This is a genomic window from Acinetobacter sp. P8-3-8, from assembly GCF_000214135.1.
In the GTDB taxonomy this organism is placed as follows: domain Bacteria; phylum Pseudomonadota; class Gammaproteobacteria; order Pseudomonadales; family Moraxellaceae; genus Acinetobacter.
Window position 1 is genome coordinate 1 of sequence record NZ_AFIE01000042.1, and the last position, 12,583, is coordinate 12,583.

Annotated in this window: 10 protein-coding genes and 1 rRNA gene; 7 read left to right on the forward strand and 4 right to left on the reverse strand. The window is 35.3% G+C overall.

The window, feature by feature from the left end; translation table 11 throughout:
• Both GGG_RS21225 and GGG_RS0114520 read right to left on the reverse strand, forming a co-directional pair.
• Positions 1-94 (reverse strand): 16S ribosomal RNA (locus tag GGG_RS21225); the annotation flags it as partial.
• 525 nt (positions 95-619) lie between these two features.
• The gene (locus GGG_RS0114520; RefSeq protein WP_010116111.1) at positions 620-2,518 is read right to left on the reverse strand and encodes a 5'-nucleotidase C-terminal domain-containing protein; all 1,899 of its coding nucleotides are present in this window, start codon (positions 2,516-2,518) and stop codon (positions 620-622) included.
• 661 nt (positions 2,519-3,179) lie between these two features.
• On the opposite strand from GGG_RS0114520, the gene GGG_RS0114525 reads away from it, so the two are divergent.
• Positions 3,180-4,184 (forward strand): putative solute-binding protein, encoded by a 1,005-nt coding sequence (locus tag GGG_RS0114525; RefSeq protein WP_010116113.1) that lies wholly within the window; start codon positions 3,180-3,182, stop codon positions 4,182-4,184.
• Between the two features lie 157 nt (positions 4,185-4,341).
• Here the strand turns inward: GGG_RS0114525 and GGG_RS0114530 are convergent, their stop codons facing one another.
• Positions 4,342-4,602: a hypothetical protein gene (locus GGG_RS0114530; protein WP_010116114.1), complete on the reverse strand. Its 261-nt coding sequence runs from the start codon at positions 4,600-4,602 to the stop codon at positions 4,342-4,344.
• Between the two features lie 768 nt (positions 4,603-5,370).
• Between GGG_RS0114530 and grpE the strand changes: the two genes are divergently transcribed.
• The 6 genes from grpE (at position 5,371) to GGG_RS0114560 (ending at position 10,733) form a co-directional block, all read left to right on the forward strand.
• Complete coding sequence (grpE, locus tag GGG_RS0114535) at positions 5,371-5,907, forward strand: nucleotide exchange factor GrpE (protein WP_010116115.1); 537 nt, start codon at positions 5,371-5,373, stop codon at positions 5,905-5,907.
• A gap of 193 nt (positions 5,908-6,100) precedes the next feature.
• Positions 6,101-8,041, forward strand: coding sequence for a molecular chaperone DnaK (gene dnaK / locus GGG_RS0114540; protein ID WP_010116116.1), 1,941 nt, complete (start codon positions 6,101-6,103; stop codon positions 8,039-8,041).
• Positions 8,042-8,203: 162 nt separating this feature from the next.
• On the forward strand, positions 8,204-8,620 hold the full coding sequence (locus GGG_RS0114545) for a hypothetical protein (RefSeq protein ID WP_010116117.1): 417 nt from the start codon (positions 8,204-8,206) through the stop codon (positions 8,618-8,620).
• A gap of 3 nt (positions 8,621-8,623) precedes the next feature.
• Positions 8,624-9,145, forward strand: coding sequence for a hypothetical protein (locus tag GGG_RS0114550; RefSeq protein ID WP_010116118.1), 522 nt, complete (start codon positions 8,624-8,626; stop codon positions 9,143-9,145).
• A gap of 162 nt (positions 9,146-9,307) precedes the next feature.
• Entirely contained in the window at positions 9,308-10,228 is a 921-nt protein-coding gene (locus GGG_RS0114555) for a matrixin family metalloprotease (RefSeq protein WP_010116119.1), read from the forward strand.
• 127 nt (positions 10,229-10,355) lie between these two features.
• Positions 10,356-10,733 (forward strand): hypothetical protein, encoded by a 378-nt coding sequence (locus GGG_RS0114560; protein ID WP_010116121.1) that lies wholly within the window; start codon positions 10,356-10,358, stop codon positions 10,731-10,733.
• A 201-nt stretch (positions 10,734-10,934) separates the two neighbouring features.
• Here the strand turns inward: GGG_RS0114560 and GGG_RS0114565 are convergent, their stop codons facing one another.
• Positions 10,935-12,224 carry a lytic murein transglycosylase gene (locus tag GGG_RS0114565; protein ID WP_010116122.1) on the reverse strand — a complete coding sequence of 430 codons (1,290 nt, stop codon included), beginning with the start codon at positions 12,222-12,224 and terminating at the stop codon, positions 10,935-10,937.
• Positions 12,225-12,583 lie beyond the last annotated feature (359 nt).

The window sequence follows — 12,583 nt, forward strand, 5'->3', positions numbered from 1 at the left end:
AGAGATATAACCGAAGCTACATCCCCCGCTCGACTTGCATGTGTTAAGCCTGCCGCCAGCGTTCAATCTGAGCCATGATCAAACTCTTCAGTTAAAATCATTAGTGACTTAAGGTCACAATTCTGGCTCATCAATTTCCTGACAAATTCTCTCAAATAAACTTCGAGTAATTTAAACCTTTCAATCAATGATAATATTTCGATCGATCAATCAGTAAAAATCCACACAAGTTGTTCTTCATATTCTCTTAATGATCTTCTCAACACTTCGTCAGCATCAAGCTAGGTCGGCTATATTACTCTCAATCTCTTGAAAGTCAATCGGTAATGTTAATCTTTTTTCTAACAAATCATTCTTTAATCAATTCAATAAATTTCCTTTAGAAATCCATCTAAACCTTTCAAGCTATTGATTTATCATAAGTTTTATTTAACATCACCGCCGATGGATGTGCATTCTACAGCATTTCACATCCAACGCAACCCCCTTTTTACACTATTTGATTCGTCTGCATGTTTTTTCAACTAAATTCATTAAAAAATCATTTTTTTACCTATTTTTTGAGCATTTTTATAAAAAAATCCCGCCTGAGCGGGATTTTTTACGTTTTTATTTCAGCTTATTTGGCTTTATCAATAAACATTTGAGTGCTGTATTCTGATGTTGCAAGTTTATTTATCTTTTTCTGCCCCATTTGACCTGTTATGCCTTGCGTATATTTCAAAAATGCTTCTGCATAATCTAAACCGACATTCAAACGTCGATCTCCAGTAATTGTTTTGAGCGTCGCATAGTAATCACCACCATTCGCCAAAAAGTCGATGGTGATGACTTTATAGGTTTTACTTAGGTCAAGATTTTCATATTGTCCTAAAGCATTGCGTATTTGAATTTGATTTAAACGCTGTCCCTTGTCTTTTGTAAAATCAACATTCCAACGTAAACCACCTGTATATGGATAACTTCCTGTATTGTTTTGTGCAATCACACCATCTATTGCATCTTCTAACGTTGCTTTGACTTCTGTACCTGTCATGTCTAAACGTACTAAAGTGTTTTTAAAAGGAAGAACATTATAAATTTTGCCAACTGTTACATCACCAAGCCCCACATCTTCACGAACACCACCACCATTTTGGAACGAGATGTCTGCACCAAAGAAAGTTTTACCTTGTTGTAAAAATGCTTCTGCAATGATTTGTTGAATATCACCTCCATGTTGATCGACATGCGTATTTTTATTACAAACATCACCCAACGTTGAACGGTTTACATCTCTTTGCATTCCAGGTACACGACGTGAGCATAGATTATCCGTCGCTTGACCTACGATTTCTTGTGCAAATTTTTTCTTTTGTTCTGAATATGGTTTTAAGACATCTAATGTTTTTTGCAATGGTTCCACAACGGTAAATGGAACTTGATCTGTTTTAAATTGATTAAGTATTATTTGTTTTTCTGTTTCGGTGACTGTTTTTGCATCTTTTGCTGTACGTGTAAAGTTATTGCCAATTAACACATGTGGTGTCCCACTACAGCTTTCGATATTGCCGTTCTTATCAAATTGAACCTTCAAATCACCCACAATATAACTGTACTGCCAAGCTTGAACGACACAGACCGATTGACCATCTTTGTTTTTAAGTTGAGTCGGATAAGCACCTTCAGGTGTCATACCATATTTTTTAAGGCTATTTGGCCCAAGCAAGGTATGTGAGTCCCCACCAATAATGACATCGACATCCGTAAGTGATTTTGCCAATTGTTGATCTAAGTCATAGCCCACATGGGTTTGTAGAATAATATTTTTAATCCCTTGCGCTTTATATTGATCAATTTCTTTTTGTGCAGTTTCAATTTCACCTGTAAATAATGTATCAGCGTTCGGCTGTGAAGAGTTCTTGGTTTTTTTCGCCACAGTTAAACCAATAATGGCAAACTTTACGCCATCCTTTTCAAATACTTGTGATTTTTGAATACGATTGGTTTTATAAAGTGGCGAAGAAGCGCCAAAGGTGACATTGGCAGATAAAATTTTGGTTTTTTCTTTACATGGGCTTTGATCTAAGAAACCAATAAATTTCTTTAAACCATCATCTTTTGCATCAAACTCATGATTCCCTGGGGTGAACGTATCAAAGCAGACGGTATTCATCGCATCTGCATCAGCCTTGCCATCGCTTAAGTTATAGTACAGGTCGCCCGTCATTGCATCACCTGCATGAATTTTTAAAGCATTTTTCTTTTCTGTTGCAAGTTGATTAATTAAAGTCGCAACTCGAGCGAAACCACCACTCGCAACGCTGAACTCTTCGTCACCTGTTCCAACATTCATTTTAAATTTAATCGTTTCTTCATCTAAATGTGAATGGTGATCATTGATATGTAAGATATTAAGTTCTAAAGGTTTAGACTCAACAGCAGGTGTTGTTGTACTATTTTTATCATCATTACAAGCAACCAGCCCCAATAAAACAATTGTTAAAATTAATACTTGTTTTTTATTATTAATCAACATGATAAAACCAATAAATAATTAGAATAATATATAGTCTGCCTAATATTTATTTAAATTTTATGAATAGCGTCTCATTTTTTATATTTAGAATATTTGCCTGATAAATGCCTTACTAACGCCAGAATAAACACAACTTAGCTTAGAAGAGTAGAAAAGCACATGTCCTAAATACAGCTTATTTTTTAAATGCATTACATCACTCGTTTTAAATATGCTGTTTATAGATGTTTTATCTTTTGAATGTTCTTATCTGATAAATTCCAGCACAATTACCATAAATAAGAGATCTGGCGAACGCCTTTTTGATGAGCATTAGAATATTTATGCTCAAGCTTATAAAAATAAGATTGAACCGTATTCAAAAACAAAAGTGTAAATAAAATCACAAAAAATTCAATTTATATTGAATTACATCAATAAATTTTATATAAAATATGTATAATAATTTTTTACTTTCAAATTTTATTTGTTGCTGAGTAAATCATAACATTTTTATTTTTCAACACATTGAATTTTAAAGTAGATTTTATGATCAGTAGTGAATTATACAAATTAGCGACTAATAACATTATTTTTATCGGAAAATAGAGCAAAAACTCTACTATTGTCATATATTGAACAAAACACGATCAAATTAAAAACGTAAGTATAGGGAAATGCTATGAAAAATAAATTACTTATATGCGCTGTATTATTGTCGGGTATTCCTAGCTTGGCACAAGCAAAGCAAGATATATGTATTTTTGATTTAATGGGGAAAGCTGGCGAATCATACAAAACAATGGAGGAATGGGCTTTAGCTGCAAAAGAGTGGAATAGAGATATTCAACTGATCGCTTACCAAAATGAAGAGCTTGCTGATAAAGATTTTAAAAGTGGCAAATGCGATGCTGTGTATATGACAACTATGCGAGCACGCCAATATAATAAATTTGCTGGTTCAATTGATGCTCTTGGCGGTGTTCCAAATAATGCGATTGCACTCAAAGCCATCACTTTTGTATTAGACAAAAGAAATGCTAAACGTTTAAAAACCACGATTGATGGTGAAGAATTTGAAATTGGTGGCATTGGTCAAATTGGCCCTGCTTATATTTTTGTCAATGATCGTGCAATTAACAATCTTGAAAAGGCCCGGGGTAAAAAATTTGCTGTGCTTTCTTATGATAAAGCGCAAATTGCAATGGTTGAACGAGTTGGTGCGGTCCCTGTTCCATCAGATATTTCTAACTTCGTTAAAAAATTTAATAATGGTGAAGTTCCAATGGTTGGAGCGCCTGCCTATGCATTTAAGCCTTTGGAAATGGAAAAAGGGCTGGGCTCTAAAGGTGCGTTGATCAATTTCCCTGTACTTAATGTGACTATGGACCTTGTTTTTAGACCTCAAAAATTCCCTGCCACTTTTGGAGCTCAATCTAGAGCTTGGTTTGTCAAACAACTTCCTCGCCAATTTAATATGGTGAAACGTTTAGAAAGCACGATTCCAGCCAAATATCGTATGAATTTAAACAAAGCGGATGTTGAAAAATATCAGATGTTACTGCGTGAAGGACGTATAGATTTGACTAAACAAGGTGTTTACGACCCAACCATGATGTCTGTATTAAAAAGAGCACGTTGTACCGTAGACCGAACAAACTTTGAATGTTCTCTCGCTGGTGAATAAGCGCTGATGAATAGGAACCAGTAAATAGTAAAAGTTAATCACCGTTTAGTTTTTATTCTAAGTTTATTCAATACAATAAAAATCAGACAGAGGTGGCATCCTAAAACTGTCTGATTTTTATTTTTGAATTTTAAAAATGACTTAAAGTCAGTACGGCTTATTGAGCCGAAGGGTGTTGTACTGAATTCGGATCATTTGTTACTTGAGCGGGTTGTGATTGTTGCATATTTGCATCGCTTTCAGCCGCAGCGCCTTGTTGTACAGCATCTACTGTCGCAGATTGGGCCGATTGTTGATCACTCATCGTTGCTGTCTGTTGAGCAGTTTCAGGTGACTGTGTAGATTGATTTGAGGTACATGCAGTCGTCAGTACAGCAACACCAACAGATAAACCTAAAATAAGACCTAATTTTTTCATCGTATATTCCTTGCGAATTTAAAAATAACGGCAACAAACAATCGTGTTGTCGTGCTGCATATCATTCCTAATTTTTTTGCAAGAATCGTTATGACTTGGTTAGACTTTTAAGATATTGCCGTACAAGTTATGCAATTTTTATTAAATCAATCATTTATTTTTACCAATTTGCATTTTCATCTTAAAATGCTGTTTTTCATATTTTTTATCGTGCGATCTATGCATTGAGATGGAAAATAAGTAAAACTTAAAAATATATTTCTATATTAAAACACTCACATTACTTACATTGTGAATCATTCACTGACATTACAGATTAGCTTTTAGCTAAAACCGATCGATTCATAGAGGGTTACTTCAAAAACAATAAAAATAAAAGCGCACTAAACTGTCGAGGCAATTAAAACACAAACAGAATGCGACATGATCCGTTAAAAAATTAGGCTTAGTATCTAAGAATTAAAAATTGAAGTGCATATGATTTAAGCCATCTACATTCAAGTCACTCATTTCCTTTGCTATTTGGATTAAAGTCATTGCCCTTGCTTAAGCCATTTACCAAATCGTTCATTTTTTAACAATATTGCTATTTTTTTAATTGTATTAACACGTAAATATTCTTATCAATGACTTGAATTTTAATAACAAGCCCATACCTTTAGAATTATTCATGAATTAAACGATCATGGCAGTTCAGTACTAACGCAGTTAATCTGACGCCGAAAAGGACTGTACATGTTTAAAAACCCATTTAAACGGAGTAAATCAATGGCGACTGAGCATAACCAAGAAGCTCAAGATCTTCAAAACGAGCAAGCCGAACAGCAAACTCAAGCTGAAACAGAGCAAGCTGAAGTTACCGTTGAAGATTTACAAGCACAAATCCAAAAACTTGAAGAAAATTTAAAACTTGAAAAAGCACGTACAGCAAATGCTGTTTACGAAGCTCAAAAAAGTGTTGAACGTATTCAACGTGAATCTGAAAAACATAAAGATACCGTGCTCGAGAAATTTGCGAAAGAGCTTGTTGAATCCGTTGATAACCTAGAGCGTGCTATTCAAGCTGCAACCGAAGAAAGTCCTGTCGTTGAGGGCGTAAAGCTTACTTTAAAATCGTTACTCACGACTTTAGAGAAATTTGGTGTAGTCGAAGCTGATACAACAAATGGTTTTAATGCTGATCTTCACCAAGCCGTAGGTATCGACCCGAATGCCAAAGCCAATCAAATTGGTGCTGTTTTGCAAAAAGGTTATACCTTAAATGGTCGCCTGTTGCGCCCTGCAATGGTTATGGTTGGTCAATAATAGGAAACTAGAGCACCTTATATATTGCTCAAAATACAAAAATGAGTGCTTTTTAAAATATTTTCATGAATTTTCATCGCAAATGACTTGAAAAATTTCAAAAAGCTCTCATATCGGATAACAAGAAAATCCCTTTTAACTCACCTTTACTAAAGGGGAAATAGGGATTCAAAAAAATTTAGAGGAAACATGAATGGCTAAAATTATCGGTATTGACTTAGGTACAACTAACTCGTGTGTAGCAGTACTTGAGGGTGATAAAGTTAAAGTTATCGAAAACGCTGAAGGCGCTCGTACAACGCCATCGATTGTTGCGTATAAAGATGGCGAAATTTTGGTAGGTCAGTCTGCTAAACGTCAAGCAGTGACTAATCCTAAAAATACATTGTATGCGATCAAACGTTTAATCGGTCGTAAATACGAAGATGCAGCGGTACAAAAAGATATCGGTCTAGTACCTTACAAAATTATTAAAGCAGACAATGGCGATGCTTGGGTTGAAGTAAACGACAAGAAACTTGCACCCCAACAAGTTTCTGCAGAAATTCTGAAAAAAATGAAGAAAACTGCGGAAGACTATTTAGGTGAAACAGTTACAGAAGCGGTCATTACTGTTCCTGCTTACTTTAACGATGCGCAACGTCAAGCAACTAAAGATGCAGGTAAAATCGCAGGTTTAGATGTTAAACGTATTATCAACGAACCAACTGCTGCTGCACTTGCATTTGGTATGGATAAGAAAGAAGGCGATCGTAAAATTGCTGTTTACGACTTGGGTGGTGGTACTTTTGACGTATCAATCATCGAAATTGCTGACTTAGATGGCGACCAACAAATCGAAGTATTGTCTACAAATGGTGATACATTCCTAGGTGGTGAAGACTTTGATAATGCATTGATCGACTATTTAGTTGAAGAGTTCAAAAAAGAACAAAACTTCAACTTAAAACAAGATCCTCTTGCACTTCAACGTTTGAAAGAAGCAGCTGAAAAAGCGAAAATTGAGCTTTCTTCTGCAACTTCAACAGAAATTAACCTGCCATACATCACTGCGGATGCAACTGGTCCTAAACACTTAGTGATGAATGTGACTCGTGCAAAACTTGAAGGTTTAGTTGCTGACTTGGTTGCGCGTACTATTGAGCCTTGCCGTATTGCACTTAAAGATGCTGGTCTTTCGACTTCTGACATCTCTGATGTAATCTTGGTTGGTGGTCAATCACGTATGCCAATGGTTCAACAAAAAGTACAGGAATTCTTTGGTAAAGAACCTCGTAAAGATGTGAACCCTGATGAAGCTGTTGCAATCGGTGCTGCAATTCAAGGTGCGGTATTGTCTGGTGATAAAACAGATGTACTTTTACTTGACGTTACACCGTTAACTCTTGGTATTGAAACAATGGGTGGTGTTTTAACTGCAATCATTGAGAAAAATACAACGATTCCTGCGAAGAAATCTCAAGTATTCTCAACTGCTGCGGACAACCAACCTGCTGTAGACATTTCAGTTTACCAAGGTGAACGTAAAATGGCTCAACAAAACAAATTGTTGGGTAACTTCCAATTAGGCGATATTCCACCTGCTCCACGTGGTGTGCCGCAAATTGAAGTGTCATTTGACATCAATGCCGATGGTATCTTGAAAGTATCTGCAAAAGATAAGAGCACTGGTAAAGAGCAATCAATCCAGATTAAAGCAAACTCAGGTTTGTCTGATGCTGAAATCGAAGCAATGATCAAAGATGCTGAAGCAAATGCTGAAGAAGATCGTAAGTTTGAAGAGCTTGCTAAAGCACGTAACGAAGCTGATGCATTAGTTTCAAGCGCTCAAAAAGCAGTAAAAGATCTTGGCGAACAAGTGACTGCTGATGAAAAAACTGCAATTGAAACAGCGGTTTCTGAGCTTGAAGCAACTGCAAAAGACAATGATCTTGATGCGATTAAAGCGAAAACTGAAGCTTTACAAAACATCATCATGCCGATTACGCAACGTGCTTATGAAGCTGCTCAAGGTCAAGGCGGAGCTGAAGGTTTCGATCCGAACCAATTTGGTGGTGACGCTGGTCAACAACAAAAAGCGGATGATGGCGTTGTAGATGCTGAGTTCACTGAAGTTAAAGATGATAAAAAATAAGTTGATTTGATTCAGCTTGAAAGTAAAAAACCGTGCGAATGCACGGTTTTTTATTATCTAATTTTTAAAACATTTCACTAAAAAGATCGATGAACGCATTTAAATAAAAATAAATATGTTAATTTAGCTGGATAACAGGGTCGCATAATAAAAAGGCTTTCAATGAAAAACCAACCGATTGTTTCTCTTAATGTTTACTATACCTTGATCATTGCTCAATTGGTGCTACCTGTACTTGCGACTGCGATCGATATGTTCAGTACAGATCCTGAGTTGAGGCTGTTAGACAGAACCTTGTATATTGAACCGCAAGCTTGGGAAGGTATTTTTATTGCTATTGTTGCCATGACAGTATTGGTCATCACCTTTGGGCTATTTTTCCGTAAAGATTGGGCTAGAAAAGCTTATCTATATACATTCTTCCCTGCTTTTTTAGTCTATTTCATGCCTTATCTACACTGGTTTTATATGAGTAGTTTTGCTGCGATTTTCAATGATTTAGCTTTTGTCTGCTCAGGTGTTTTACTGATGATTTTTGTCACACCAGCTCTATACGAACCAATCTTTGAAAAAGACTAAGTTATGTATAAAGTATTGATTATCACGCTAGCGCTTTATCTGTTTTTAGAATTTTTATGCCATGGCTTTGCCCTATTTATGCGTAAATGTTTGGATAAAGCCGTTACACAAAACGAAAGAAAACCTTTATATCTTCAATTTATTCAACAAACCTTTTATCGCACCATGTTACTGGTTAGTATCATCTTAATGAACCATGTGTATAGTGAAGTTGCATGGTTTGCACAAAGTGACTGGATTCGTTTCACGTGGAGTATTACCGTTGCTCTGTTGATTGTACTCGTACTCTATGGGCTCAATGCTTTTATTATTCGCCAAATTATTTTAAAGCAACAACAATCCATCACAGCTGTATTTAAACAAAAAATCAGCTATATCATATTCCAGCCATTGGAATTTAGACATTTATATAGCACTCAAGATTATTTAAGTAAATCTATCTGGATCAATCGCTTACTCAGTATTATTGCCTTTATCTTATTATTTTTAGATGTGCAAATTTTATATAATGTGGCTCATTCATAAAAATTGCGATTGGATGAGTCATGATTTAACAAATACTTTTAAATAAATATATTTAAATCAATTAATTATAGCCTTATTCGAGCAATCAATTTCATTATAAGCTTGCGCTTCTACAAATTTCAGATAAATTATTCATAACAAAAATTATTTTTTAATTAAATCATGCGCTTTTGGTTAGTGGTTGCTTTGATTGTCTTTACAGCATATTTTTCGATTCAACGTATGATGTACCCTCAACTCAATCATAATTCTACAATTGATCGTATCACTCATCCGTTAGATACTCGTTTACGTTATCGTATTGGAGAGGTAGATCCTCGCTTTAATTTAAGCAAAAATCATGTCGAAGCGCTTGCACATCAGGCAGCAGATATTTGGCATTTAGGCACAATGAAAAGCTTATTTGTTTACGATCCAAATGCTCAACTCAGCATAAATTTGATCTACGATGACCGCCAAGCTGAGTCATCTGCTCGAAAGCAAGAAATGCGGATTTTGGAAAATACTCAACAATATACTCAAAATGAAAAACAAAAAATTGAACAAATACATGCAGAATTAGACCTTGCTAATCGTGAATTAGATATTCAAAAGATCAATTATCAAACCAAGGTGGATCAATACAACCAACTGGTGAATATGATTAATCAATCACAGCAGAACTTAAATCCGTCTGCAAGGCAGCAGCTTGATCAACAGAAAAACCAACTTCAATACGATCAAGATCAATTAAAACAACAGCTTGATACTTATAATCAAAAGGTCAATGAACTAAATCGTCAAGTAAATCAGCTCAACTCCATTAATCAACAATACAATCATTCTGTGGATCAATTTAATAACCGTTTTCAACCTAGACAATTTGATAAAGGTGTTTTTGATGGACAAAATATCAAAATTTATGAATTTGAATCCGATGATGATTTACGTGTGACCATTGCGCATGAGCTTGGTCATGCTTTAGGTTTAAAGCACAATGCTGATCCAAAAGCGTTGATGTATCCAATGATGAAAGAGCAAGATTTACAAAATTTTAAATTAACAGCAGCAGATTTAGTCATGCTAAACTCGAACAATAAATAACCATCACTATACTTTTTTACTTGTTAAAAAGTCCATTATTAATTTATGTATTTAAATGGCTTTAGACCCATTTTTGTTAAAAATCATGTTATTGTGAATAGATAACGCAATATATAAGGAGAAGGCTGTGAGTTATTATCATATTATTCTAGAAGTAAATGATCACATCAGCACGATTGAACAAACTCGTGATATCGAGATTTTTGATATCACTGAGCTTCAACCTTATCTCCATTCTATTTTGCTTCCCTATTTCAATGAACAAATGATTGAACTTGAAGATGATAATGTTGAATTTAAAGACATTCTTCATTTAGAAATTAAGCAGACATTATTGCCTATTCAACATTTGATTGAAGAAGAACAAAAGCAACTTCCGAGCGATACTGATGTGACCATTACCGCCTATGAGATTTTCAATGATCGTGATCATACGCAAGATGTCACGGCGGTTATATTAGATCTATTGGAAGCCGTTAAAATTGATCCTTCTGCGATTGAATAAATACTCAATGAGATTTAAATAAATCGAAATTAAAATCGTGTTTGAATAAAAAATATAGAAAAGGTCTGCTATTTGCAGACCTTTTTGATTAGATAAATCAATAATAAACAGTGATATGGACTCAGTTTTATCCTTAAGTATTCAAACTCGAAAATGAATGATCATTTTAAAATTTGCATTAAAATTATCTCGCTATAAAACTTATTGCATCATCTGTTTAGCCGCTTGATTTCTAAAAGCATTTAAAATTTGCTGCCCTGCTCTACCTGTTGGACTCAAACCTAATTTTATTTGCTCTTGCTGAATCGCTTGACGTGTTTTATCTCCGACCAAACCATCTGCATCACCAATTGCATAGCCTTTGCTTAATAAATAATTTTGAATTTCTCGACGTTCCGCACGAGAAGTACCAGCATCATCCGTTGGCCAAGCTGTTTGGAAATTTCCTTTACCTTGTAAACGATCTGATAAATGTGCAATAGCTAATGCATAACTTTCAGCCGCATTGTAGGCATAGATCGCATCAAAGTTTTTAAAGACTAAAAATGCTGGACCATTTTCACCCGCTGGCATCATCAAGCCCGCTTGAGTACTGTCAGATAAATTGCCTTGAATGATCGGTGTGCCATCTACACGAGTAAAACCACGATTTACCCACGAACTCAAAGATTTTTTATTACGGCGACTTTCGCCATTCACAGAAACACCTTGTGGAATTTGAACTTCAAACCCCCATGGCATACCCGTTTGCCAACCCCGCTTTTTCAAGAAATTCGCTGTCGATGCCAAGGCATCAGAAGTGCTTGAAACCAAGTCACGGCGACCATCTCCATCAAAATCTACAGCGAGCTCTTCATAAGTTGATGGCATAAATTGTGTATGACCAAATGCCCCTGCCCATGAGCCTTTTAGTTGCTCTTCTCTTAAATCACCACGTTGTAAAATACGCATCGTGGCAAAAAACTCACCTCGGAAATAACTTTGACGGCGACCTTCACAGCTCAATGTGCCTAAAGCTTGTAATAGAGGATATTTCCCTGAAATATCGCCAAAATTACTTTCAACACCCCATACAGCCACCACCGTTTCCGCAGGTACACCATAAGCAATTGCAACACGATTCAGCACATCACGGTGTTGTGCCAACATTTGGCGTCCTTTTGCCACGCGTTCATCATCGACTAAACCAGACAAATAATCCCAGATGGGTGTAGAAAACTCAGGTTGATAATCCAATTTACTGATGACCGAATAATCGGGGCTTAAATTTTGAGTATAGCGATCATAAGTCGTACCACTCACACCCGATGCCATGGCTTGAGAACGAAGATTGGCAAGACAACTTTGAAAATTAGAATTAGGTGAAAAAGTTGGATTCGCAGTTGTTGTAATTGTAGTGCCAGATGAAGGCTGACCATTGATGATCAATTCAGCATTGGCATGTGAAGCAGCCAATAAAGCAGATCCGCAAAGTAATGAGAAATAACGCATAATATCCACAAGTGCTTTTAAATTTAAATTATGTGAATACCATATCAGCCTGTGAATAAAATGACAGATGTAAAAACGTAAAATTTGAATTCATTTCCTTCATTTTAAATTCATATATTTTGATCCGTTTTAAATTTAAAAAATTTATCCACAAGCATCTGATTTATTATTTTTTAAATTCAAAAGTAACCTTTCAATTTTAAATTCAAAATAAACTTATACACAACCCACAATTATTCACGCTCACCATTTTAAATTCAAACATGAAAAAACATGTTTAAATAATCATTACTCATTGATATTGAATCATTATTTTAGAATTGAGCACTTAAGTTATTTCTAAGTACGGTTAGAATAAT

Bases quoted from the DNA above. Each gene is read 5' to 3' on its own strand.
- GGG_RS0114555 (WP_010116119.1), top strand. From the start codon at position 9,308: ATGCGCTTTTGGTTAGTGGTTGCTTTGATTGTCTTTACAGCATATTTT.
- GGG_RS0114545 (WP_010116117.1), top strand. From the start codon at position 8,204: ATGAAAAACCAACCGATTGTTTCTCTTAATGTTTACTATACCTTGATC.
- GGG_RS0114525 (WP_010116113.1), top strand. From the start codon at position 3,180: ATGAAAAATAAATTACTTATATGCGCTGTATTATTGTCGGGTATTCCT.
- GGG_RS0114520 (WP_010116111.1), bottom strand. From the start codon at position 2,518: ATGTTGATTAATAATAAAAAACAAGTATTAATTTTAACAATTGTTTTA.
- dnaK (WP_010116116.1), top strand. From the start codon at position 6,101: ATGGCTAAAATTATCGGTATTGACTTAGGTACAACTAACTCGTGTGTA.
- grpE (WP_010116115.1), top strand. From the start codon at position 5,371: ATGGCGACTGAGCATAACCAAGAAGCTCAAGATCTTCAAAACGAGCAA.
- GGG_RS0114565 (WP_010116122.1), bottom strand. From the start codon at position 12,224: ATGCGTTATTTCTCATTACTTTGCGGATCTGCTTTATTGGCTGCTTCA.
- GGG_RS0114550 (WP_010116118.1), top strand. From the start codon at position 8,624: ATGTATAAAGTATTGATTATCACGCTAGCGCTTTATCTGTTTTTAGAA.
- GGG_RS0114530 (WP_010116114.1), bottom strand. From the start codon at position 4,602: ATGAAAAAATTAGGTCTTATTTTAGGTTTATCTGTTGGTGTTGCTGTA.